This is a genomic window from Pseudoduganella sp. HUAS MS19 (assembly GCF_053615455.1).
Genome location: NZ_CM132133.1, coordinates 1,218,645 through 1,244,025, shown reverse-complemented (window position 1 = coordinate 1,244,025; position 25,381 = coordinate 1,218,645). Strand labels below are relative to the sequence as shown.

Below are 25,381 nucleotides of genomic sequence, written 5' to 3'. Positions count from 1 at the left end.
TCACTCCTTGCGATAGATTGCCGGCGCAAGGCTGCGCAGCGGCAGTCCCATATCGTGCAAGCTTTCCGAATGGCCGATATACAGGTAGCCTCCCGGCCGCAGGTAGTCCAGTACCCGCCGCGCCACACGGCGTTTGGTTTCGGCGTCGAAGTAGATCAGGACATTGCGCAGGAAAATCACGTCAAACTTTCCCAGCGGCGGCAGGCGCGCAGCATTCAGGTTGAGCTGGGCAAACTCCACCCACTCGCGCAACACGCGCGACATCAGGAGCGTGCCGTCTTCGACATCGATGCCCTTCAGGCAAAAGCGGCGCAGGTATTCCGGCGGCACATGGGCGGCGCGCGCCATCGGGTAGTGGCCCTGGCGCGCCGTTTCCAGCACGCGCGCACTGATGTCTGAGGCCAGCACCTCCCAGCCTTGGGGCGGCAGCAGGTCCGCCAGCACCATGGCGACCGAGTACGCTTCCTCCCCTGTGGAGCAGGCCGCGCTCCAGACCCGGAACGGCACGCCAGCCTGCCTGCGCTCTTTCAGCACTGAGCGTAGATCTTCGAAATGGCGGGCTTCGCGGAAGAAGTATGTTTCGTTGGTAGTCAACAGGTCGATGGCGATCTGGGTCTCTTCCGGCGCAGTGCCGCTGGCGATCAGCTGGAAATAGCTGCCGTAGTTTTTGAACTGCAGCTGGTGCAGGCGCCTGGCCAGTCGTCCCGACACCAGGGGCTTCTTGGCGTCCGACAGCGATATCCCTGCCGCCTCGTGAATAAAGCGCTGGAATTGCACGAACTCGCAGTCCGTCAGGGGCGCAACTGGCTGCATCAATTCAATTCTCCCGCCATGGCGGCGATTTCCGGCACGTTCAATACTGCCGCAAGGTTGACCAGGATGACGAATTTTCCGTTGACCTTGCCGATGCCGGTAATGAAGTCATTGCGCAGCCCGGCACCGAAGCCAGGCGGCGGCTCGATCTTTCCTGCGTCGATGTCGAGCACCGCATTCACCGCATCGACCAGCAAGCCCAGCACTTGCTGCTCCGGTGCAACCCCGCTTTCCACGATGATAATGCAGCTGCGCCGCCCTATCGTACCGGGCGCGCGCCCGAAGCGTGCGGCCAGGTCCAGCACCGGCACCACCGCGCCGCGCAGGTTGATCACGCCGCGCACGCAGGGCGGCATCATCGGCACATCGGTCACGCCACCGTACTCGATGATCTCGCGCACGGCAAGGATGCCCAGCCCGAACGTTTCCTGGTCAAGGCGGAAACTCAGGTACTGGTGTTCTGCTTCCATGTTCTTCCTCAGAACCGCGTGAAGTTGTTTTCATCCAGCGGCGGCATCCGCGACAGGCGGCGCGGCGCGGCACGCTGGCCGGCCGCAGGCCTGGTCTCCGCATTGCGGCGCGGCGCTTCGTCCTGGGCGACGCGGAAGAAGCGTAGCAGTTGCTGCAGCTCCTCCGCCTGGCTGCTCATTTCCTCGGCAGTGGATGCCAGCTCCTCCGCGCCGGCGGCATTCTGCTGCGTGGTCTGGCTCAACTGTCCCATTGCCAAATTGATCTGGCTCACGCCGGACGCCTGTTCCGACGAGGCAGCAGCAATTTCCTGCACCAGGCGCGAAGTCTGCTGGATCGCAGGCACCATGGCCTCGAGCAAGCTGCCCGCCCGTTCCGCCACCTGTACGCTGCCGCCGGCCAGGTCGCCGATCTCCTGCGCTGCCACCTGGCTGCGCTCTGCCAGCTTGCGCACCTCCGCCGCCACCACGGCAAAGCCGCGCCCATGTTCGCCCGCGCGCGCCGCTTCAATGGCGGCATTCAGCGCCAGCAAATTGGTCTGGTAGGCGATGTCGTCGATAATCACGATGCGTTTGGCGATATCGCGCATGGCGCTCACAGTGCTGCGCACCGCCTCGCCGCTCTCCCCCGCCTCGCCCGCCGCCCTGGAGGCGGTGGTGTCGGTCAAGCGAGCGTTATCCGTGTTCTGGGCGATCGAGGCGCTCATCTCTTCCACCGAAGCGCTGGTTTCCTCGACGCTGGCCGCCTGCTGGCTGGCCGCCTGCGACAGCGATTGCGCTGTGGCGCTGACCTCCTCCGAGGCAGCCGCCAGCGCCAGCGCGCCGTTGCTGACCTCCGAAGCGACGCCGGATAGCTTATCCACCATCTGTTTCATCGATGCCAGCAGGCTGCGCTGGTCCCCTTTCCTCAGCTTGATTTGCACGGCCAGGTTGCCCTGCGCGACCTCCTGCACGACGTGGGCAGCGTAATCCGGTTCGCCACCCAGTTGGCGCAACAGCCCACGTATCATCCACACCGACAGCACGATGCCAGCCGCCAGGCCGCCGCCCAGCAGCATGGCATTGGTGCGCATGGTGGCCGCGGTCTGGGCCACGGCCGACTCGTACTCCTCGCGCGCCACCCGCTCCTGCAATTCGATCAGCTTGCCCATGGCCGCCAGGACGATCCGGAACTGTACATCGGCGGAGCGCGCATCTTCCAGCGCTTCCTTGTGCTTGCCGGCACGCGCCTTCCGGATAATGGCACTGCGTACATCCTGCCAGCCATTCCACGCCACCGTGTATTGCGCGGCCAGCTGCTGTTCTTCCTGGGTCAGGGCAGTCGCCATGTAGGCGTTCCAGTTCTTGCGGATCAGCTCCTGGTGCGAGGCATCGCCTTGCTGGGCCGCCTCGACCTCCGCCAGGCTGGCGGCAGCGGCGGTCATCACCATGCGGTGCCGGGTGCGCAGCGTGTACTCGTTGGCCTTGCCGAGGTAGATCAAGGCGAGCGTCCTGTCTTCGTAGGTGGTTTCCAGGCGCGCATTGCTGAATTCCATGCCGCGCATGCCGGCATAGCCGATGCCGGCCATCATCAGCACCAGCACGCCGACCAGCAGGCCAAGGCGCATTCCAACCGTCAGTCTTCGCCCCATCGTTTCGCTCCTATGCTGCCAGGTTTCCGGCCTGCCTTGCCTGGAGTTGCTTGAGCAGGGCCGGTACGTCCAGGATCAATGCCACGTCGCCGCTGCCCAGCACAGTCGAGCCGCTCAGGCAGGAAATGCCGCTGAAGACGGGGCTGAGCGGCTTGATCACCGCCTGGCATTGCCCCTGCAGGCTATCCACCACCAGGCCGGCGCGCTGGCCGGCATGCCGGACCACCAGCACGCTCTCGCGGCGCGGCGCGGCGCCGTGCAGGCGGAACAGCTCGCGCAGGGCCGCCGTTGGCAGCACTTCGCCGCGCAAGTCGACAAACCCTCTCGGCCCTTCGCGCACGTACTCCACGCATTCTTCAATCGTGCCGAGCGGAATGGCGAAGCGCGAGCTGCCGGCGGTCACCAGCATGCAATCCATGATGGCCAGCGTCAGCGGCAGGCGCACACGCACCGTGGTGCCGCGCCCTGCCTCGCTATCGATGGTGATGCTGCCGCGCAGCGCCTCGATATTGCGCTTGACCACGTCCATGCCGACGCCGCGCCCCGACAGGCTGGTCACCTCGCGGGCGGTGGAAAACCCCGGCGCGAATAGCAGCGCGAACACTTCGCCGTCGCTCGGCTTGTACTCCGGCTCCAGCAGGCCGCGCTCGATGGCCCTGGCAATGATGCGCTCGCGCTGCAGGCCGCCGCCGTCGTCACCGACTTCAATCACGATGCTGCCCGAGTCGTGGAAGGCATTCAGGGACACGGTGCCCTGCACGGGCTTGCCGCGCTGGCGCCGCACTTCGGGGGCTTCGATACCATGGTCGATGGCATTGCGCACCAGGTGGGTCAGGGGGTCGCCGATGCGTTCCACCAAGGTCTTGTCCAGCTCCACCTCTTCGCCGCTCAGGACCAGGCGGATGTCCTTGCCGATTTCGCGTGCCACATCGTGCACCACGCGCTGGAAGCGCTTGAACGTGGCGCCGATCTTCACCATGCGCAGTTGCAGGGCGCTGTCGCGCACTTGCTCCACCAGGCCGGCCAGGGCGGACGTGCTGTCCTGCAGCTCGGCATCCTTGAAGCGGCCGCCGATCATCTGGGTGCGTGCGCTGGCGATGATCAGCTCACCCACCAGCGCAATCAGCTGGCCCAGCCGTTCGGCGTCGACGCGAACGGTGCGGCTTTCCGGCGGTCGCGCCGCTGCCGGGTGCTTGCCGGCCGGCTCCGCCGGCGGCGTTGCGGCAGACGGCGGCGCCACCGTCGCGAGTGCACTGGCCTGCAGGACTTCTGCGATGGCCGCGCCATGCAGCGGCAATGCATTGGCCAGGCGCTGGAAGTCCTCATCGCTGCTGCCCGGCGGCAGCAGGCGCAAAGTACATTCCTCGTGCAGGAATTCGAATACCTTGCTGATTTCCTCGGCATTGGCCACGGTCTCCAGGACGATCTCGAAGCCGAGGTAGCAGCTTTGCGGGTCCATCTGCCCGGGCGGCGGCAAGCCGTCCTCCACCGTGGCCAGCGCCACAATCCGGCCCAGCCGGCCAAGGTAGGCGATGAACGATGCCGGGTCCATGCCCTGCCGGAAGACCTCGCGGCCAAATTCCAGCGAGACCAGCCAGCGACCGGCGGCATCGGCTTCGGCATCGCTAGCACGTGCCGCAGGCAGCGGCGCCAGCGCTGGCGCCGGGACCAGGTAGGCGTGCAGCGCATCCAGTTGCGGGCGGCACCGTTCGCCCAGGTCGCCCCGGCCGCCGCGCTCGACATCGCGCACCATCGCATTTACCTGGTCTGCGCATTCCAGCAGCAGCGCCACCAGCGTCTCATCGAGCGGCTGCGCTCCGTTGCGCACCTCTTCCAGCACGCTTTCTACAGCGTGGGTGAACAGCACAATGTAATCCAGGCCGAACAGGCCAGCCGTGCCCTTGATGGTGTGGGCCGCGCGGAAGACGGCGTTGAGCGCTTCCGCGCGCGCGGCGGGATCGCCAAGGTTCAACAAACCGGCCTCCATCTCGGCCAGCAATTCCCCGGCCTCGGTGACAAACGCCTGCAAGCCTTCGTCCAGGTCCATGGGCAATGCCTTCCTAGTGGATGCGCAGCAGCTCGAACAGCGCCGCAACGGCCGGGCTGTACGCGACCAGCCGCAACTCCTTGCGGCTCGCCTGCGCCGCGCGGCGCGCCATCAGCAGGAGCTGGGCGCCGGCGGTATCGATCTCGGTGACGCCCGCCAGGTCCACTTCCAGCGCCTGCGCCTGGGCCAGACGCGCCAGGAGCACGTCTTTCAGTTCCTGCACGCGCCGGATCGTCAGGTCGCCTTCAATGAAGAGCAGCGCCGGCGGCTGGGTGCGCTGTGAGCTCATGCGCCAATCGTATGCCCATGCCCGGTGACTGGCAAGCCCGGCGTACGGAGTTGCACTACGTCATTATTCGCGCAAGTGCCGGGTGCGGCGCGCGGGGTCGGCTGCGATGGCCGCTGCGTTGAACGGCAGTTCCGGCAGGCGTTTTTCGGCGTACAGCGGCAGCTGGTCGGCATAATGCGCCGAGCGCGGATCGGTGGACTGGCCGTAGACCAGCAGGCCGCGCGCCCGCGGTCCCTTGTCGTCGAAGCTGACCAGGTGGATATAGCTGGTGCCCCAGGTAACCCGCTCGTAGCCCGCGGATCCCAGTACGCCCGCCATATGGATGGAATTGTAGCTGCCATCGATATCGCCGATTGCGCCATGGATGGGGAAGCGCTGGCCGTTGCGCGGCTCCACCTGGAAATCGGCCAGGCGCCCGTCGAACGGTACGTCCAGCTGCTGCAGCCGCAGCGCCGCCTCCTTCAGTGCCGCCAGCATGGCCGGCAGCGCCGCCGGCGCCACCCCGCGCGGCGAATGCAGGGGATCGGCGGCATCGAATACCAGCGACCATATTCCGGGCAGCTTGGCGGCGCTGTTCCAGAATTCGCGGAACAACACGGCGCCACGGCTATCCAGCTCCGCCTTGCGGTCCCAATCCGCCAGCGCCGTGCAAGCCTTCAGCAGCAAGGCATCGCTACTGGCCATGCAGGCCGGAAGCAGCTCCGGCAGCACCAGTTCGGCGGCCAGCACGCGATTGGCGAACATCAGCGCCTGCAAGTCCTGTGGCCCCACCCGGCCGCGCTGCGCCAGCATGTCTTCGATCCCGATAAAGCCGCTGCGCGTGCGCAGGTGCTGCGCCACGCCCACCGGACCATACAGGGGCGAATAGCCGAGCGGCGCTGGTCCAACCAGCAGTTGCCGCGCATTGGTAACCCAGTAGCCGTCGTTGGAATTTGCCACGTAGTCCGTGCGCAGCATGCTGGGAGCATTGGCGCCGCCGAAAATGCCATCCGGCGTGCCGTCGTCATCGCGGCCCCAGGCGCAGGACGAGCGCGCGCCATCGAACATCAGCAGTGCCGCCAGCAGCAGGCAGTCGCCGCCGAACTTATCGGCGCCCTGGTGCGGTACGACACTGGAATCGGCGTAGAACGCCCCGCCGTTGCGGTCCGCCGCCACCGTATTCACCCAGGGCAGGCCGACCAGGCGCCCCAGCTCCTTCTTCAGTTCCTGCACGCTGCCCGAACGTCCGATGGCAAGCCATTGCTCCATCGACCGCGTATTGTTGCGATTGGGGTCGCCCAGCACCAGCAGGCCGCCAGGTCCTTGCGGGCTGCCCGGGATTGCCATGACCGCGCCAAGCTTGCTGAAGTAGAAGGCTTTGCTCTTTTGCCGCAGGCTGCCATCCGGCTGCAGCACATCGATCGTCGCCGTACGGGTTTCCAGCCATAGCGGTTCGCCGTCGACCATATAGCACATCGGATCGGCTGCGTCGCGCTGCAGGCGGAAGGTGGTGAAGTGCACCGCCTTGGTCACCGTGTGGGTCCAGGCCAGGTCTTTATTGAAGCCGATCACCACCAGCGGCAAGCCGCCCAGGCTGACGCCCATGGCATCGTAGCTGCCCGGTACCGTGATGTGCAGCTGGTAAAAGCGGTCGGTGCTGGTCCAGGGATAATGCGGATTGCCCAGCAGGATGCCGCGGCCATTGCTGCTGGCTTCCTTGCCGATTGCCAGTGCGTTGCTGGCCATCGCCCCCTGGGCCGGCATGACGAACGGTGTGCTGGACGGCGGCGCGGCGACCGGTCCTTCCCGCAGGGCCAGGCTAACGTTGCCGCTCACCTCGCGCGCGGCCGCCACGATTTCAGCGGCAAACACTTCGCCGGTGGCATGCAGCATCTTCTCCGCGATCAGCAGCATCACGTCGTCGAAGCTGATCGGCTTGACCCAGGCCGCGTTCCGGCACGCCTCGGGCAGGCGCGCGCCATGGTCGCGCAGGTAGCGGTTATAGCCGGCAGCATAGCCGCGCAGCAGTTGCCGGATCTCGCTGGAGCCGGCGGCATAGCCGGCGCGCAGCTTCTCGATGTCCAGGTAACCTTTGAAAAAGAAGTCGCTATCCTCGTTGCGCAAATCCATGAAGTCGAGGGCGGCGCCATATTCGCCGTTGCGGGGGCGGGTGGCGCGGGCATCCGGGCCAAAGTAGCGCGAGCGTTCGCCGCGCACCGTCAGGAAGCTGTCGGCCAGCATGCAGATATTGTCTTCGGCGAAGGAATAGGCCAGGCCGTAGCCGACCCCGGCAAAGTCCCTGGCCTGGATATGCGCCACACCGTAGCTGGTGCGGGTGAGCTCGGCGGCAAATTGCGGAGCTGGCGTGCCGCCATTACTGCCCTTGCCGCTGCAGGCAGTGAGGAATATGGCCGCACATGCGGCCAGCAGTTGCGCTTTCATGGTCTACCTCCCCGTAACAAAAGTGCACACTTCCATGATGGGCGCGGCATTTCCGCGACAGTTGAGACAAATCAAATCGGTACACAATCGTGCGAAACCAATAATCTGCTAAGATTTTTGACAAATGCACCCGCCCCGGGTGCATTTTTTTTTGCGCAAAGGAGCAGACATGAAGAGATTCACCCCAGTCGTACTGGCCGCAGGACTCTTTGCAGCCAGCGCAACAAATGCCGCCCCCACCACCTGGATCACACTCGGCGACGCCGCTTACGCCAAGTTGCAAGCCGCCGCCCCGCATGCCGTCGCAAAGGCCAGCAAGCAAGGCCAGGGCAAGGAGAAAGTCCACCTCGTGCAGGTCGACGAAGCAACCATGCTGAAGCTGTCGGCCGCCATCCATAAGGAACTGAAACGCTGCGGCGGCTTCATCGCGCATGCAAGCGAAGAGGAAGGCCGGCAGGCGCTGGCCAAGGCCAATGCCGTGCAGCCGCAGGCCCTGGCCGCAGTCCGTCCCAGCTACACGATCGACAACCAGTCGACCGTCAACGGCATCTTGCCGACCTTGCAGTCGTCCAATATCGCGCAGACCATAACCGACCTGTCGAACTTCGCGAACCGTTACTACCGCACCACCAATGGCGCCAATGCAGCCAACTGGCTGGCGCAGAAGTGGACCGCCATGGCGGCCGGCCGCAGCGACATCAGCGTGACCCAGTTCACGCACTCGGGCTACAACCAGAAGTCCGTCATCATGACCATCAACGGCACCGACAATGGTTCTGAAGTGGTGGTCATGGGCGGCCACCTGGACTCGATCAATATGAGCGGCAACGGCGAGACTTCGCGTTCGCCAGGCGCCGACGACGACGCATCCGGCGTTGCCAGCCTGACCGAAGCGGCACGGGCCATGATCGCCTCCGGCTACAAGCCGCGCCGCACCATCAAGATCATTGGCTATGCGGCGGAGGAGGCCGGCCTGCTCGGTTCGAAGGATATCGCGTCCAATTTCAAGGCTAACAACGTCAAGGTCGTCGGCGTGCTGCAGCTGGACATGACCAACTATCGCGGCTCCTCCAAGGACGTCTGGATCTACACCGACTATACGGACAACCAGCAGAACACCTTCCTGACTTCCCTGCTGTCAGCCTATATGCCTTCGGCCACCGTGGGCTACAGTTCTTGCGGCTACGGGTGCTCGGACCACGCGCCCTGGCATAACCAGGGCTTCTTCGCGTCGTTCCCGTTCGAAGCACAGATGGGCCAGGACAACCCGTACATCCATACCGCCAACGATACGTTGGCCAACTCCGACACCCAGGCCAACCACGCGCTGAAATTTGCGCAACTGGCCGCCGCGTACGCGTTGGAGCTGGGGAGCGACGGTCCGGTCATCGTCAAGCCGGATACCGTGGAAACCTTCAGCGGCAGCCTGACCCTGAACCAGAAGAGAACCTTCGGCCCGTTCAAGGCCGGCGTCGGTACCTTCAAGGCAGAAACCACCGGCACCGGCGACATCGACCTGTACGTCCGCAAGGGCGCGATTCCGACCACCAGCAGCTATAGCTGCAAGTCGGACGGCTCCACCGCAACCGAGACCTGCAGCACCAGTGTCACGGCCAACGGAGATGTCTACGTCATGCTGAACGGTTATAGCGCCGGGAGCTATAACCTGAAGGTGACCTACAAGCCGCAGTGATCAGCGCAAGCTGACCGTCTGCCGCTTCCAGGCCGGGTCCTGCCACTTGTAAAAGGCGGACAGCGATTCCGGCCTGTCGGCGCCGCGTTCGGTCGCCAGCGTGGCCATGTCCAGCAATTCGAAGCTGCGCCGGAACCTGCCGTCGGCGCGCACTTCCCGGGCCGCCAGCATCCTGGCGCTACCGGGCACCCAGCCGGCAAACTCCGCATAGCCGATGTCCGGATCGCTGGACGCCGGCGGCAGCACGTCCACCGTCCAGCCCTCCCCCTCGCGCCGGAACAGCCACATTTCACGCCAGCCGTCCAGCGGCTGCACCGCCAGCGTCAGCGCCGTCCCTTGCGGATGCACGCGCGCCGAGGCCAGCCAAGCCACGCCCCAGGTACAGCGGCTAATGAGCTGCTTGCCGCCGCCCAGCAGGCTGACGCAGGTTTCGCCCGGCCGGCCCGCTGCCGCGGCGACCGCCAGTTGCGGCGCCGCCTGGCCCTGCACCGGCGCTGCAGCCGGCAGCGGCTCCAGCGCCCAGCGCACCGCGCCGAAGCGCACGCCGGCTTCCGCATAGGCAGCCTTGTCCTCGTCGGCCAGCTCCGCCTTGTTGACCGCCGCCAGCGCCTGCTCGGCGCGGCCGGCTGCCTGCGCCGCATCCTCCCCCTTGCGCGCACGCTGGAAGGCCACGCTGGACCACACTGCCGCGCGCCGCATGTGGATGCGGTTCTTCATATGCTCAGGCAGGCGCGCCATGTCCACGCTGTCGAGCAGTTCGGCGCGCCAGCGGTCATGCTCGGCACGCTGGACCACGCCCAGCGCAGGATCGATGCAGGCGCCGTTGCTCAAGGCCAGCGCGGCGCGGGAGCGCTGCTCGGCGCTTGCAGCTACGGCCAGCACGCGGCGGAAGGCGTCGCCGTCGTAGCAAACCCGCATCTTGCCTTCATTTTCATAGCTGCGCATCGCCACGCCGTAGCTGGCCACCACTTCCAGGTGCGCAGCCAGCGCGGTCTCGGCTTGCGGCGCCAGTTTCGAAGAAGCCCGTGCCGCCAGCCGTTCCGCCATGCTGCCGATCGCGTCGAACGGCTCGGCATCGATCGCTTGCGCAGCTGCGGCCTTCAGGTAGGCCGCGCCGTAGCCGATGCCCAGCGCCTCGGCGCCCGGCGTGTCGCGCAGGAAACGCACCACCGCCAGCAGCTCCGGCGCGGCGGCCGGCTGCAAATCGACCTGGCGCACGCGCGCCGCGCGCACATAGCCGGCCCGCTCGCGGCGATGGTCGTACACTTGAAGGAAGTCGCCGCGCGTTCCGCGCACTTCCAGCGCGTCGCCCTGCCAGAGTACGGCCTGGGCCTGGGCCGATTCGCGCGGCGCTGCGCGCAGCGGCAACTGGTCCTGGGTGACGATGGCCAAGGCTACGCTGGCGGCAAGCATCGAGATGGCCATGCTTACTCTCCTGGAGTGACGGCGATGCGCTCGGTGTGCACGGCCTTCGGGCCGCCCACCAGGGTCGAGCCGATGAAACCGCCGTCCGCCGGCGGCGGCGCGATGATGACCGACACCTTGTCCGACAGCTTGTCGGCCATGGTCTTCTGGATCAGCAGTGGGTGCTTGCTCAACAGCTCGCCGTCGCGCTCCATCTGGGCGCTGGCGATCTTGCCCACCAGCTCCTGGCGATAGGCTTCGGCGTCGGCCAGTTTGCGGCGCGAATCCGCCTCGCCGGCGGCCTCGATGATCCGGGCCTGGGCATTGCCTTCCGAATTCTTGATGCGGGCGGTCTTTTCGGCCTCCGCTTCCAGTTCGCGCTGCTTCACCTGTTTCTCCTTGAATGGCAACACATGGCGCATGGCTTCCTCCTGCGCTTTGGCGGCAATCACCTGCTCGGAGGCAGCCGCTTCGGCAGCCTTCTCGCGCGCCACTTTCTCGGCCTCGGCTTCCAGCGCAGTCTGGCGCACCTGTTTCTCCTTCAGTTCCAGCGTGTAGCGCATCTTCTCCGACGCCAGCTCTTCGGCCAGCAGTTTTTCCATGCCGGCCTTGAAGTCGTCCGGCAACAGCACCTTGCCGATGGTGACGTTGCGCAGCACGATGCCGTCCACCGCCAGCTTGGGTTTCAGCTCGGCCTCGATGGCCTGCTGTATCTCAGCGCGCTTGGAGGAGAAGATTTCGCGTACCGTGTAACGTGCCAGCACCTTGTAGATCACGCCTTCCACGGCCGGCGCCACGACATCGCGGGAAATATCGGCCGGCAGCCTGGGCGCCACCTGGGCCAGGCGCGACTGGTCGAGGCCGAAGCGTATCGACATATCCAGGCCCAGCGACAGCCCCTCGCCGGACTGGAATGGCGTTTCGCCTGGAGCAGCCGGGCGGTAGGTCTGATCGCGCAGCGACAGCAGGCGCAGTTCATGGATGCCCGGCAGGTCCAGGGCCAGGCCTTCCCGTACGATCGAAGTGTCCCCGGTCAGGTGGTTGGTGCGCACTGCCACTTCGCCACGGCCAACCGTACGCATTGGAGTGAACTGGTACAAGCCGTAAGCGACGGCGCCGGTCACGGCGAGCAGCACGGCGCCTTGACGGGCGCCGGAAGGAAGATGAATGCTGCTGGCAGCACGGCCGAGCGTCGAGCGAATCGCCTGCAGCATCGTACTGATCCGGTTGTTCATGATGATTGCCTTTCTGGTCTGGTTGGCCCGGCACAGCGCCGGTACAGCAATCTTCGCGCCACCTGCCGCGAGCATTCAATGCTGCCCCCAGCCCACTCCCTTCCGGCCTGTGAAGAAAAATTCACGCCGGCGACTGGGCTTTTGGGTAATACTTCACGCATGACCCGCGTAGCCATCATTGAAGACGACCTTCCCACCAGCAACCAGCTCGCCGGCTGGATCGCCGCGGCCCGCCCCGGCATCCAGGTCGACCAGTGGTTCAACCGCGATGAAGCCGAGGCAGCCATCGCCCGCGAACGCTACGACCTGGTGGTGCTGGACATTGAACTGGGCCGCGAACGCCATGCCGGCGTCGCCATCATCAACGCCATCAACAAGCGCCATGCGACGCCGGTGCTGGTGGTATCGGCCATGCCGGCAGCCATCTACCGCTCGATCATGAAAGCGCTGGATGCCTGGGATTACCTGCAAAAGACCACTTTCGAGGAAGCGGACTTCATCGACACCTTCCTGGAGATCCTGCGGGCGGCCAAGGACAGCAAGCCGACCGCCCCGGCCAGCGAACTGACCATGGACCCGCTGCGCCAGCGCACGCCGACCTGGCGCGGCCAGCGCATCAACCTGCCGCTGACGGCGCAACGCATCCTGGCGGCCCTGTTCGAGCGGCGCGGACACGTGGTCTCCTATGAAGACCTGTTCGAAGTGGTAAAGAGCGGCCGCAACCGCGACAACATCCGCAAGCATGTGAGCACCATCCGCGACGCTTTCCGCGAAATCGATCCAGGCTTCGAGTGCATCGAGAACATCCCGATGCGCGGCTTCCGCTGGACCGACCAGGAATGAACCCATTCGCGCTGCTGACGCCTTACCGCCTGCGCATCGTTTTGCGCATGGCCTTTCCGCTGCTGGGCGTGGCCACGATAGGCCTGGCAGTATCCGTGCTGCAGCAGGAGAAGCAGCTCAGCTACCAGGCCTACGAACATTCGTTCTACAAGACGCGCGAGCAAATAGCAGCCACCTTGCGCCACCCGACCGGCCAGCTGGCGCTGTTGAATCCCGCCGCCGGGCGGAGTCCCGGGCTGCATCCGGTCCTGCTGCCGTACCCCGCGCTGGACTTCGATGACCAGGCCAAGGTGCAGCAAGCCGTTGCCATGGCCGGCTGCGCCGCGCAATACGGCGACAAGGGCACGCTGTGCGCCGGCATCGGCAGCAATCCCTGGGCCGGCGGTTTTATCTACGTGGCGGGGACTTTCAACGGCCCGCCCCTCGCTGCACATCCGTTGCGCGAAGTGTCGATCGACCAGGCGCACCGCGTTGCGGTGAAGGTCAGCCTGCGCGGCCAGGAATACCACTGGATCGCCCCCTTCGAGCAGACCGGCGACCCGGCCCACGGCGGTATTCGCGGGCGCCTGACCGGCTACACCGCCGCCGATGCAGGCCAGCCGCGCGCCCGGCCGGTCAGGGATTTCCGCGGCTGGATCTGGCAAAGCCCCGTATGTGCGCCGGAAGGTGTGCCAGGCTGCTCGCACAGCGCCTTTTTCTCCGTGCGCCTGCCGGTGGGCGTGCTGCAGGACGCCCTGTTCTCGAAAACGCGGCCGGCCTGGCCGCCGCAAGACCTGTCCAGCATCGAGGTCAGCGTGGCGGTATTGCCACCGGGCGATGGTCCCGCCCTGCTGGACAGCGCACGCGACCAGGCCACGCCCCTGTTTTCGTTGCGCGACCTGCAGTCGCTGCTGCTGCCGGGCGAAACCCTGCGCATCCGCACAGCCCAAGGCAAGGAAGTGCTGTCGCTCTCCGGGCCAAGCAGCGACAGCCAACGAAGCTGGCATGCCCTGCTTACCCTGGTGCGCCACTTGCCGGTCGACACCACCGTCAAGGCGCTGCAGACCCGGACCAGTGTGCCCACGCCACTCGGCAACTTTGATATCGAGTTGAGCGGCGATGCGCGCAGCGTCAGCGACACACTGAGCGTGGTAGCCACTCGCGTGTCATGGTTCGTGGGGGCCATCCTGGGCGCGCTGCTGGTCGCATGGCTGGTGGTGGAGGCTGGCATCATCCGCCCGATCAGCATCCTGACCAGGCGCGCCGACAAGGTGGCAAAGTCAGTCAAGACGGCTGGTGCACTCGATGAATTCGACCTGTCGGACCTGCGCGGGCGGGACGAACTGGGCGTGCTGGCGAACTGCCTGCACGACCTGCTGCGCCGGGTGCGCGAAGATGTGGAAAAGGAAGCAATCCGCGCGGAACAGGAACGCGATATGTGGCACGCGGTCGGCCACGAAATCATGTCGCCGCTGCAGTCGCTGATGGCGCTGCACGGCGGCGAACACGACCCAAGCGCGCGCTATATCCACCGCATGCAGCAAGCGGTGCGCGTACTGTACGGCCAGGCCTCGCCGAGCGAAGCCTTCCAGTCCACCACACTGCAGCTGGAAACGCTGGACCTGGATGCCTTCCTGCGCGACGTGGCGGCCAATGCTCCCTGCGTCGGTATCGCAGACGTGCGCTACGAAGGCGGTACACCGGCCATGGTGCGCGCCGATCCCTACTCGCTGGAAGACGTCGTGACCCATATCCTGAACAACGCCAACCGGCACCGCACGCCCGGCACGCCGATCGTGATGGCGCTCGCGTCGGACGGGCGGACCGCCAGCCTCGCAATCCGCAACCAGGGCGAATCCATTGCGGCGGAGCTGCTCGACAAGGTGTTCGAGTACGGTGTATCAGGCCAGGACGAAGGAGCCAACCGCGGCCAGGGCTTGTTCGTTGTGAAAACCTATATGGCCAAGATGGGCGGTACCGTGGCGGTACGCAACGTGGCCGGCGGTGTCGAGTTCACGCTGACGCTGCATGCAGGCGCGTAAGGCCTAGCCGCCTGCCGCCGCCGCCACCGCGCCAAGCAACGACCTCCTGACAGACTGCGCCTTGCCGGTCAGCGGAAGCGCCTCGAGGGAAGCGAGTGCCGCCGCCGCTGGCCGCAAACTGTACTGCAGCGCCAGTTCCTGCATCAGTTGCAGAAGCTTCGCCATGTCGCGCGGCACTTGCGCTGCCGGCACGGCGCACAGCCGCCCCAGCACGGATAGCACCACGGGCGGCATGCCGGGATCGGCCGCCGCGGCCATCGCCAGGCTGGTAGCAAGCCGCGCTCCCATGAAGTATTCCAGCGCTATCAGCTCGAGCAGGGCTTGTCCCAGCGCATCCGCGTCCAGGCGTCCATCCAGGCTGGCCGCGACGAAGGCATCGACCGCCCGCGCGAGGCGGCCGGGATCCTTGCCCATCAGGGCCAGTGCCAGCGTCTTGGTCGCTGCGGGCGTCATGTCCGTTACCGGCTCCCCAAGCAGGCGCACCCAGGCGCCATGGTGCCATTGCGCGTCGGCGTACTGCAGGTTTTGCGCCAGCCCTGGCAAGGCCTCCGCATACACGGCTTCGTGGCTGGACGGGAAGAGCGAGGCGCCAAACAGGATCAGCGCCTCCGAATCGTTCCAGAAACCCTGGTAGCGGTATGGTGCGAGCAAGATGCCCTCCACCGGCGGCTGGGGTTCTGGTACGGTTGCACGGGGCTGGAAAAAATCACCGTGCTCCCATTTCACCAACTCATTGCATAGGTCAACTTGCGCCGCCACCGCACCATCGGGCAGCCCTGCCCCGAACGCCAGTAAAGCCAATGGATCGTCCGAACCTGGGTGGCGGATGCGGGCGGCCGCGAGGCATAACGCCTCGTCCGGCTGCACCGGCCATTCCCCGCCCAGCGCGTAACACAAGGCCTGGCTGAAAGGCGTTGCATGCAAACCTTTTGCGGCCGCCAGGATCGCCGCGTCGCTCGATGGCGCCAGGCGCAGCAACGCCCGTACCTGCACACGCAGCGGCAACTGCACGATGCCGGGCCCGAGCTCTCTCGCGCGCTCCACCAGCACCGCAGGATCGATGAAACCACCACGATGCGTCGCCAGGTCGAACGTGCTGGCATCCTCGACGCGCTCGGCCAGCACGCCCAGCACACCTGCGCGATTATGCGCACGTTCCCGCTGCTCGCCCGCTACAAGGCGCAATAACAGGCGCGCGAATTCAGCCGAGACGCAAGCCTTCATTTCGTAGGCATCCATCTTCACTTTGCGCGCACGCTTGATCACCGGTGCGAAGCGTGCGCGATCATCGTCCGAAAATGGCGCCGCGCGCAACAGGGCGCCAAAGGCCGCCTCGAACATATCGAGATCGCTCTCGTCTTCGACCAGCCGCGCGCACATGGCTACCAGATCATCCAATGTCGCCGGAACGTGCAAGGTGCGGGACGGGTCGAGTGGCGACATCGGCCGGGCACGCGGAGGCAGGACTATGTCCCGCCAGCCTGCAGCCGCAGGAGCTGGCTGCTGGTTCACGAGCAACGCATCCAGCTTCGGCTTGATGCTTGCCGCGATGTAGGGCGCCATACCTTGCAGCGCTTCGCTTGCATCGGCGCCCATGCCCCATTTCGCAATGCGCTCCACGATTGCTTGCTGCACATCCGGGTCCGTATGCTGCAGGCCGCCGATGGCCACCAGCGCCGCTGCGTGCGCACTTGCGGGATCGCGCTTGACCATGGAGTCAAGCATCTTGAGGGCCGCAGTGATCTGGGCTTTCACTGCAGACAACAGCACAGGCGGCAATGCCTCCAGCAACGCTGCTTGCGTCAACAGCTTCTTGTCGAACAGCCTGGCACAGGCCTTCAGGGCCAGGGTGACAGTGGGTGGAATACGGCTATGCAGCATGCCGAGGTAGCGCGCCGCATGGGGTGTCATTTCCTCCAGTGTCGGCGCGAGCTGCTCGTGAAAGCGCGAGAACCATCCTGCGCGGAACTGCGGCCAATCACGCTCCAGCGTGCCGAGGCAACACGCCAGCAGCTCGGCGCGGGAATACCATCCATCCTCACAAAGCTGCAACAGGTGCCAGGCCCAGGTCCGGTCGGACTTGCAGTACTTGTCGATTCCGGCCAGGTTATCTTCGCTGTTGCCTTCCACCTCAAGTATCTTCAGCAAGACTGGACGCAGCGCTTCCCGGTTCTCCACCAGGTATTCGCGCGTATAGTGGTTCCAGCGTGGCATTGCGATCAGCCGCGTCACGTCCTCTTCACTGATCGCGTATGGGGACAGCCCTTCCGCAGCGAGCTGCAATGCCGCTGCAATGTGGCCATTCGCAGCAAAGTCGCGGGCAAGGCTGGCGATTCCTGCCAGGGGAATGCGTTGCACTACCTCCACCACGCGCTTTGCCGGCAGGCGGAAGCGGCACGCCTGCCCCGCAGGCATGCAGGCCAGCGCCGCGACAGCGATGGCATCGCGCTGTCCGTCCGTAGCGCGCATGCCCCAGGTGTCGTGGACGACTTCGCGATTCCACCACTGGTAGCGCATTAAGTCGGCTACCACCGCGAGCGGATCCGCCAGCGCTGAACGCTCGGCCGCTGCCATGCTTTCCAGGTGGGCCAGCACTGCGTCGCCATCGCCGGCGTAAATCAACGCTTCCAGTTCGTTGGCAGGTTTGAAGCTCATCGCGTCGCCTCCACCGCCAATACATGTTTGCATGGCCCGCGTGCGCCCTGGTATTTGGCAAACCATGGACAGGTACACTGCATTTCCTGCCCGGCTTCGCGCACGCGATGATCTCCCACTTGCGCCTCAATCGGATTGTCACCGACGATTTTCACTGCCTGTTGTTCCACCAGTTCACGTGCCGCCGCAAGGCGGGGATTCAAATCGTCCACCAATGCCAGGTCGAATGGCAGCACTCGATGGAAATAGCTGTTTGCAGCCACGTCGAAGCCAACCAGCCCGGTCGCGCCAAGCACACGCAGCGCATCGGAAACCTCGCCCTCCGGCAGTGCCAGCGCCGACGCGATCGTAGACGGATCCAGTGCTGCCTGCCAGTTGAGCTGCGCCCGGACAGATGACAATGCAGGCGAACCGGAAGCGCGCAATAACGCGCGCAGGGACTGGCCCTCCCCGGAGAACCCGCGCCATGTCTCTGCACTCAGGGCCAATGTCAGCCGCGCTGGTCCGAAATCCAGCACCCAGGCACTGGATTGCTGGGCGTCGTCCGCGTAGAGCGCGACGGTTTTTGCCTTGGGCGCCAGCGTTTCCAATACCCGCAGGCGCGAACTGTCGGTCATGCGCACACCCTCCTGAGATGGCTGCGCCGTGACGCGCAGGCCCATCGGCCCGGCGACAATCCACAAAGGTGTGCGGCCATTGGCATTGCGTGGCAAGGCACGCAGGAATCGAAACGCTTCCATGCCATTCATGGTGTGCCGCAAGTGCATGCCGGCCTGGTAGGCCTGCACTTCCAGCATGCCGCGCAGCCAACGCAGCGGCAGTTCCACTTTGGATTCCGTCACGGAATTGATGGTCACGCCGTCCGCCCCCACCGACAGGTCCATTCCGTCGCTATCGCGCACGCGCGCCAATGCAGCGCGCATCGGCGCGTTGAAGTCTACATTGGTGGTGCCTTTGCCGAGTATGTCGCCTTCATATGCACCAGGCAGGAAGTCGGCGCGGATATAGGTGCTGCAGCATCCAGAGAATCCCTCAAACCTGAGTGCCCCCTCGCCGCATGTCACCACCGGGTCGGCCAGGCGCAGCACCTTCGCCAGCGAGTTCGCGGGCAGGAAGAAGCGCGAGCCGACTATCAGGTGCACGGCTGTCAGCAATTCTGAAGCGAGGCGCGGTTGCAGCAAACGGCCTTCGAAGAAATGCGGCCTTTGGCCGGCATTCGAAGTCGCGAGAGTCAGGTGGGGACGGCCTGCGTCCGTTAATTCGGACGCGAAGGCGTAGTGGTAGGCATGGGCTAATGTCGGCATGCCAGAAATATAAAGCAAAAAGCCCGCCGGCATTCATGCCTGGCGGGCTTTTCTAATAAGAGCCTGACGATAACCTACTTTCACACTGGTTGCAGCACTATCATCGGCGCAGAGTCGTTTCACGGTCCTGTTCGGGATGGGAAGGGGTGGGACCGACTTGCTATGGTCATCAGGCATGACTTGTCAACAATCGGGAAGAAGTAAAGTGGGTAGTGTTCTCAAACACGGTAAGTGCTATATAACCGTCAAGGTTATAGGGACAAGCCGTACGGGCAATTAGTATCAGTTAGCTTAATGCATTACTGCACTTCCACACCTGACCTATCAACGTCCTGGTCTCGAACGACCCTTCAAGGAGCTCAAGGCTCCGGGAAATCTCATCTTAAGGCAAGTTTCCCGCTTAGATGCTTTCAGCGGTTATCTCTTCCGAACTTAGCTACCCGGCAATGCCACTGGCGTGACAACCGGTACACCAGAGGTTCGTCCACTCCGGTCCTCTCGTACTAGGAGCAGCCCCCTTCAAATTTCCAACGCCCACGGCAGATAGGGACCAAACTGTCTCACGACGTTTTAAACCCAGCTCACGTACCACTTTAAATGGCGAACAGCCATACCCTTGGGACCGGCTACAGCCCCAGGATGTGATGAGCCGACATCGAGGTGCCAAACTCCCCCGTCGATATGAACTCTTGGGAGGAATCAGCCTGTTATCCCCAGAGTACCTTTTATCCGTTGAGCGATGGCCCTTCCATACAGAACCACCGGATCACTATGTCCTACTTTCGTACCTGCTCGACTTGTCGGTCTCGCAGTTAAGCACGCTTATGCCATTGCACTATTAGCACGATGTCCGACCGTACCTAGCGTACCTTCGAACTCCTCCGTTACCGTTTGGGAGGAGACCGCCCCAGTCAAACTGCCTACCATGCACTGTCCCCGATCCGGATCACGGACCAAGGTTAGAACCTCAAACAAACCAGGGTGGTATTTCAAGGATGGCTCCATGAGAACTGGCGTCCTCACTTCAAAGCCTCCCACCTATCCTACACAGATTGGTTCAAAGTCCAATGCAAAGCTACAGTAAAGGTTCATGGGGTCTTTCCGTCTAGCCGCGGGTAGATTGCATCATCACAAACACTTCAACTTCGCTGAGTCTCGGGAGGAGACAGTGTGGCCATCGTTACGCCATTCGTGCAGGTCGGAACTTACCCGACAAGGAATTTCGCTACCTTAGGACCGTTATAGTTACGGCCGCCGTTTACTGGGACTTCAATCAAGAGCTTGCACCCCATCATTTAATCTTCCAGCACCGGGCAGGCGTCACACCCTATACGTCCACTTTCGTGTTTGCAGAGTGCTGTGTTTTTATTAAACAGTCGCAGCCACCAGTTTATTGCAACCTTTTCGCCCTTCCACAGTAAAGTGGTCAAGCTACCGAGGCGTACCTTATCCCGAAGTTACGGTACCAATTTGCCGAGTTCCTTCTCCCGAGTTCTCTCAAGCGCCTTAGAATACTCATCTCGCCCACCTGTGTCGGTTTGCGGTACGGTCTCGTATGACTGAAGCTTAGAGGCTTTTCTTGGAACCACTTCCGATTGCTTCACGGGCAAGCCCGCTCGTCCCAGTCCCTTGAATTACGCGCCCGGATTTGCCTAAGCGCCTTCTATGAACCAGGAACTGCCTATTCCAACAGGCAGACAACCTTCCGCGATCCGTCCCCCCATCGCATCATACGACGGTGCAGGAATATTAACCTGCTTCCCATCAGCTACGCATCTCTGCCTCGCCTTAGGGGCCGACTCACCCTGCTCCGATGAACGTTGAACAGGAAACCTTGGGCTTACGGCGTGCGGGCTTTTCACCCGCATTATCGCTACTCATGTCAGCATTCGCACTTCTGATACCTCCAGCATCCTTTACAAGACACCTTCGCAGGCTTACAGAACGCTCTCCTACCATATCCTTGCGGATATCCGCAGCTTCGGTGACTGGCTTAGCCCCGTTACATCTTCCGCGCAGGACGACTCGATCAGTGAGCTATTACGCTTTCTTTAAATGATGGCTGCTTCTAAGCCAACATCCTGACTGTTTTAGCCTTCCCACTTCGTTTTCCACTTAGCCAATCTTTGGGACCTTAGCTGGCGGTCTGGGTTGTTTCCCTCTTGACACCGGACGTTAGCACCCGATGTCTGTCTCCCAAGCTCGCACTCAACGGTATTCGGAGTTTGCAATGGTTTGGTAAGTCGCGATGACCCCCTAGCCATAACAGTGCTCTACCCCCGTCGGTGATACTTGAGGCACTACCTAAATAGTTTTCGGAGAGAACCAGCTATTTCCAAGTTTGTTTAGCCTTTCACCCCTATCCACAGCTCATCCCCTAATTTTTCAACATTAGTGGGTTCGGTCCTCCAGTGCGTGTTACCGCACCTTCAACCTGGCCATGGATAGATCACTTGGTTTCGGGTCTACACCCAGCGACTGGCGCCCTGTTCGGACTCGATTTCTCTACGGCTCCCCTATCTGGTTAACCTCGCCACTGAATGTAAGTCGCTGACCCATTATACAAAAGGTACGCCGTCACCCCTTACGAGGCTCCGACTGTTTGTATGCACACGGTTTCAGGATCTATTTCACTCCCCTCCCGGGGTTCTTTTCGCCTTTCCCTCACGGTACTGGTTCACTATCGGTCGATTACGAGTATTTAGCCTTGGAGGATGGTCCCCCCATGTTCAGACAGGATTTCTCGTGTCCCGCCCTACTTGTCGTACGCTTAGTACCACCGCTTGGATTTCGTGTACGGGGCTATCACCCGCTATGGCGCCTATTTCCAGAGGCTTCCACTATCCAAACGACTATCACGTACAGGCTCTTCCCATTTCGCTCGCCACTACTTTGGGAATCTCGGTTGATTTCTTTTCCTGCAGCTACTTAGATGTTTCAGTTCGCCGCGTTCGCTTCACACACCTATGTATTCAGTGAGTGATGACCTAAAAGGCCGGGTTTCCCCATTCGGAAATCTTCGGATCAAAGCTTGTTTGTCAGCTCCCCGAAGCTTATCGCAGACTTCTACGTCCTTCATCGCCTGTAATCGCCAAGGCATCCGCCATGTGCACTTATTCACTTGTCCCTATAACCTTGACGGCTATAAGTTCAAGCACTTACTACTGTGTTTGATGAGTTTTACTACTACCCTAAGTAATATCTTTCGATATCGCTTAATAAAACTTTTACTTCTTCCAGATTGTTAAAGAACGATGAACATAAAGTTCAAACCTAAGCGCGGCCGCTTACGTTTGAAATCTTGTTCCAACAGCCGATAAGTGTGAACGTTTGAGTCTGATGCCGACTCTAGAAAGGAGGTGATCCAGCCGCACCTTCCGATACGGCTACCTTGTTACGACTTCACCCCAGTCACGAATCCTACCGTGGTAAGCGCCCTCCTTACGGTTAAGCTACCTACTTCTGGTAAAACCCGCTCCCATGGTGTGACGGGCGGTGTGTACAAGACCCGGGAACGTATTCACCGCGACATGCTGATCCGCGATTACTAGCGATTCCAACTTCATGTAGTCGAGTTGCAGACTACAATCCGGACTACGATACACTTTCTGGGATTAGCTCCCCCTCGCGGGTTGGCGGCCCTCTGTATGTACCATTGTATGACGTGTGAAGCCCTACCCATAAGGGCCATGAGGACTTGACGTCATCCCCACCTTCCTCCGGTTTGTCACCGGCAGTCTCATTAGAGTGCTCTTGCGTAGCAACTAATGACAAGGGTTGCGCTCGTTGCGGGACTTAACCCAACATCTCACGACACGAGCTGACGACAGCCATGCAGCACCTGTGTGCAGGTTCTCTTTCGAGCACTCCCAGATCTCTCCAGGATTCCTGCCATGTCAAGGGTAGGTAAGGTTTTTCGCGTTGCATCGAATTAATCCACATCATCCACCGCTTGTGCGGGTCCCCGTCAATTCCTTTGAGTTTTAATCTTGCGACCGTACTCCCCAGGCGGTCTACTTCACGCGTTAGCTGCGTTACTAAGTCAATTAAGACCCAACAACTAGTAGACATCGTTTAGGGCGTGGACTACCAGGGTATCTAATCCTGTTTGCTCCCCACGCTTTCGTGCATGAGCGTCAGTTTTGACCCAGGGGGCTGCCTTCGCCATCGGTGTTCCTCCACATCTCTACGCATTTCACTGCTACACGTGGAATTCTACCCCCCTCTGCCAAACTCTAGCCTCGCAGTCTCCATCGCCATTCCCAGGTTAAGCCCGGGGATTTCACGACAGACTTACGAAACCGCCTGCGCACGCTTTACGCCCAGTAATTCCGATTAACGCTTGCACCCTACGTATTACCGCGGCTGCTGGCACGTAGTTAGCCGGTGCTTATTCTTCAGGTACCGTCAGCAGTCGTGGATATTAGCCACGACCTTTTCTTCCCTGACAAAAGAGCTTTACAACCCGAAGGCCTTCTTCACTCACGCGGCATTGCTGGATCAGGGTTGCCCCCATTGTCCAAAATTCCCCACTGCTGCCTCCCGTAGGAGTCTGGACCGTGTCTCAGTTCCAGTGTGGCTGGTCGTCCTCTCAGACCAGCTACTGATCGTTGCCTTGGTGAGCCTTTACCTCACCAACTAGCTAATCAGATATCGGCCGCTCCAGGAGCACAAGGTCTTGCGATCCCCTGCTTTCATCCTTAGATCGTATGCGGTATTAGCGTAACTTTCGCTACGTTATCCCCCACTCTTGGGTACGTTCCGATATATTACTCACCCGTTCGCCACTCGCCGCCAGGCCGAAGCCCGCGCTGCCGTTCGACTTGCATGTGTAAAGCATGCCGCCAGCGTTCAATCTGAGCCAGGATCAAACTCTTCAGTTCAATCTCTGTTTTTCGGTATTACTACCGAGGTCACTCACTCAAAATACTGACGAAATCTCTTTCGAGATTTACGTTTAATTTTGTGCGAGCGTTATAACGTATATTTTGAGCATCGGACCCGAAGGTCCGGGCATATCGTCAAACGCCCACACTTATCGACTGTTGATTTTTAAAGATCGCTGCTTGTTTGTTCGACGAAGCGTTGTGTTCGTCAGCAGCAGAGAAGCGAGATTATGCGGTACAGCGTGCAACTCGTCAACCCCTTCTTTTTCTTCCCTCGCTTCGTTGCGTTATGCACGCTGCGTTGCGAGGGACAGAACTATATCAAAGACCCTCGAAGTTTGGCAAGCGTTTTTCGAGGAAGGCATACATGCCTTCGCGCTGGGCCGGCGTGCCAAAGCCTGCGTGGAACAGGCGGCGCTCGTAATTTACGCCTTCCGAAAGCGTCGTTTCGAAAGCGCGGTTCACGCAATCCTTGATCTGCATGGCGACGGAAACCGGCATCTGTGCGATACCTTGCGCAATCTCCAGGACGGATTCAATCAGCTTGTCAGCCGGGACGATACGCGACACCAGGCCAATACGCTCGGCTTCGGCCGCGTCAATCATTCGGGTGGTCAGCAGCATATCCATCGCCTTGGCCTTGCCGATGGTGCGCGGCAGGCGCTGGGTGCCGCCGGCGCCCGGGGTTACGCCTACCTTGATCTCCGGCTGGCCGAACTTGGCTGTATCCGCAGCGACAAGGAAATCGCACATCATCGCCAGTTCACAGCCGCCGCCCAACGCGAAACCGGCCACGGCACCGATCACCGGCTTGCGAACTTTCAGGATGTGCTCCCAGTTGCGGCCAATATAGTTGTCGCGGTGGGTGTCCTGGTAGGTGTAATCCTTCATTGCAGCGATGTCGGCGCCGGCCGCAAACGCTTTTTCGCTGCCGGTCAGCACGATAACGTGGATTGCAGGGTCTTTCTCGAACTTGGCGAACGCTTCGCCCAGTTCATTCATCATATTGTCGTTCAGGGCATTCAACGCCTTAGGGCGGTTCAGGCGGATCAGCGCCACTTTGCCGTGCACCTCTACGAGCAGGTCCTGGTATTCCATTTGTTCTCCTCCAGTCGGTTAACTATCGGGCAATTGTAGCTGTTGTGCACAAGCGCGCGCCAATGAATCAGGGGCGGACCTACACTGGACTGGAGAAATTGTCAGGAGAACTGCCATGTTCAAATCGATTTTGCTGCCCACCGACGGCTCGCAACTTTCCGAACGGGCTACCCAGACTGCGATCGAGTTTGCCAGGATCCACGGTGCCCGCATTACTGCGGTGTCAGTAGTACAGCCCCTGCCCTTCGTGCCGCTGGCGGATGCGGCGGTGCTGCCTGATGCCGGCGCGTTCGACCGCGAAGTGCGGCGCAATGTGCAGGCCGGCCTGGATAAGGTGCTGGCCGCCGCCAGCGCGGCAGGCGTCGAATGCGAGGCGGTACTGGGCGAAGCAATGAGTCCATACGAAGTGATCGTCAAGACGGCGGAAGAACGCCATTGCGACATCATCCTGATGGCCTCCCATGGCCGCACGGGATTGAATAAGCTCTTCCTTGGTAGCGAAACGCAGAAAGTCCTCGCGCATACACATCTGCCGGTACTCGTGCTGCGCTAGCGGACCTTGGTTGTGAATTTG

General features: G+C 62.2%; 15 protein-coding genes and 3 rRNA genes. 4 read left to right on the top strand and 14 right to left on the bottom strand.

Annotated elements, in window-relative coordinates; genetic code table 11:
* The 6 genes from ACWBU6_RS05725 to ACWBU6_RS05700 all read right to left on the bottom strand — a co-directional run bounded on the left by ACWBU6_RS05725 (position 1) and on the right by ACWBU6_RS05700 (position 7,668).
* Positions 1 to 813, bottom strand: coding sequence for a CheR family methyltransferase (locus tag ACWBU6_RS05725; RefSeq protein ID WP_452649530.1), 813 nt, complete (start codon positions 811 to 813; stop codon positions 1 to 3).
* Positions 813 to 1,283 (bottom strand): chemotaxis protein CheW, encoded by a 471-nt coding sequence (locus tag ACWBU6_RS05720; RefSeq protein WP_452647873.1) that lies wholly within the window; start codon positions 1,281 to 1,283, stop codon positions 813 to 815. The genes ACWBU6_RS05725 and ACWBU6_RS05720 overlap by 1 nt, the downstream gene beginning before the upstream one ends.
* 8 nt (positions 1,284 to 1,291) lie before the next feature.
* Entirely contained in the window at positions 1,292 to 2,911 is a 1,620-nt protein-coding gene (locus tag ACWBU6_RS05715) for a methyl-accepting chemotaxis protein (RefSeq protein ID WP_452647872.1), read from the bottom strand.
* A gap of 10 nt (positions 2,912 to 2,921) precedes the next feature.
* Positions 2,922 to 4,958, bottom strand: a complete 2,037-nt coding sequence (locus ACWBU6_RS05710; protein ID WP_452647871.1) for a chemotaxis protein CheA — start codon at positions 4,956 to 4,958, stop codon at positions 2,922 to 2,924.
* Positions 4,959 to 4,971: 13 nt separating this feature from the next.
* Positions 4,972 to 5,247: an STAS domain-containing protein gene (locus ACWBU6_RS05705; RefSeq protein WP_452647870.1), complete on the bottom strand. Its 276-nt coding sequence runs from the start codon at positions 5,245 to 5,247 to the stop codon at positions 4,972 to 4,974.
* Positions 5,248 to 5,310: 63 nt separating this feature from the next.
* Positions 5,311 to 7,668, bottom strand: a complete 2,358-nt coding sequence (locus ACWBU6_RS05700) for a penicillin acylase family protein (protein ID WP_452647869.1) — start codon at positions 7,666 to 7,668, stop codon at positions 5,311 to 5,313.
* A gap of 169 nt (positions 7,669 to 7,837) precedes the next feature.
* Here ACWBU6_RS05700 and ACWBU6_RS05695 point away from each other — a divergent pair, with 169 nt between their 5' ends.
* The gene (locus tag ACWBU6_RS05695; protein WP_452647868.1) at positions 7,838 to 9,361 is read left to right on the top strand and encodes a M20/M25/M40 family metallo-hydrolase; all 1,524 of its coding nucleotides are present in this window, start codon (positions 7,838 to 7,840) and stop codon (positions 9,359 to 9,361) included.
* Here ACWBU6_RS05695 and ACWBU6_RS05690 read toward each other — a convergent pair whose 3' ends face one another.
* Positions 9,362 to 10,786, bottom strand: a complete 1,425-nt coding sequence (locus ACWBU6_RS05690) for a hypothetical protein (RefSeq protein WP_452647867.1) — start codon at positions 10,784 to 10,786, stop codon at positions 9,362 to 9,364.
* A gap of 2 nt (positions 10,787 to 10,788) precedes the next feature.
* Positions 10,789 to 12,000 (bottom strand): SPFH domain-containing protein, encoded by a 1,212-nt coding sequence (locus ACWBU6_RS05685; protein ID WP_452647866.1) that lies wholly within the window; start codon positions 11,998 to 12,000, stop codon positions 10,789 to 10,791.
* A gap of 159 nt (positions 12,001 to 12,159) precedes the next feature.
* Here ACWBU6_RS05685 and ACWBU6_RS05680 point away from each other — a divergent pair, with 159 nt between their 5' ends.
* Positions 12,160 to 12,843 (top strand): response regulator transcription factor, encoded by a 684-nt coding sequence (locus ACWBU6_RS05680; protein WP_452647865.1) that lies wholly within the window; start codon positions 12,160 to 12,162, stop codon positions 12,841 to 12,843.
* Positions 12,840 to 14,864 (top strand): sensor histidine kinase, encoded by a 2,025-nt coding sequence (locus ACWBU6_RS05675; RefSeq protein ID WP_452647864.1) that lies wholly within the window; start codon positions 12,840 to 12,842, stop codon positions 14,862 to 14,864. Before ACWBU6_RS05680 ends, ACWBU6_RS05675 begins: the two co-directional genes overlap by 4 nt.
* Positions 14,865 to 14,867: 3 nt before the next feature.
* On the opposite strand, the gene ACWBU6_RS05670 is transcribed toward ACWBU6_RS05675, so the two are convergent.
* The 6 genes from ACWBU6_RS05670 to ACWBU6_RS05645 form a co-directional block, all read right to left on the bottom strand.
* Positions 14,868 to 17,519: a DUF6493 family protein gene (locus tag ACWBU6_RS05670; protein WP_452647863.1), complete on the bottom strand. Its 2,652-nt coding sequence runs from the start codon at positions 17,517 to 17,519 to the stop codon at positions 14,868 to 14,870.
* Positions 17,516 to 18,823, bottom strand: a complete 1,308-nt coding sequence (locus tag ACWBU6_RS05665) for an SWIM zinc finger family protein (RefSeq protein ID WP_452647862.1) — start codon at positions 18,821 to 18,823, stop codon at positions 17,516 to 17,518. The genes ACWBU6_RS05670 and ACWBU6_RS05665 overlap by 4 nt, the downstream gene beginning before the upstream one ends.
* A gap of 61 nt (positions 18,824 to 18,884) precedes the next feature.
* A 5S ribosomal RNA gene (gene rrf, locus ACWBU6_RS05660) occupies positions 18,885 to 18,997 on the bottom strand.
* Between the two features lie 81 nt (positions 18,998 to 19,078).
* Positions 19,079 to 21,950: ribosomal RNA gene (locus ACWBU6_RS05655) — 23S ribosomal RNA — on the bottom strand.
* Between the two features lie 225 nt (positions 21,951 to 22,175).
* Positions 22,176 to 23,706: ribosomal RNA gene (locus ACWBU6_RS05650) — 16S ribosomal RNA — on the bottom strand.
* The 16S, 23S and 5S rRNA genes sit together here, the layout of an rRNA operon.
* 324 nt (positions 23,707 to 24,030) lie before the next feature.
* Positions 24,031 to 24,807: an enoyl-CoA hydratase gene (locus ACWBU6_RS05645; protein WP_452647861.1), complete on the bottom strand. Its 777-nt coding sequence runs from the start codon at positions 24,805 to 24,807 to the stop codon at positions 24,031 to 24,033.
* A gap of 115 nt (positions 24,808 to 24,922) precedes the next feature.
* Between ACWBU6_RS05645 and ACWBU6_RS05640 the strand changes: the two genes are divergently transcribed.
* Complete coding sequence (locus tag ACWBU6_RS05640) at positions 24,923 to 25,360, top strand: universal stress protein (RefSeq protein ID WP_452647860.1); 438 nt, start codon at positions 24,923 to 24,925, stop codon at positions 25,358 to 25,360.
* Positions 25,361 to 25,381: the final 21 nt, after the last annotated feature.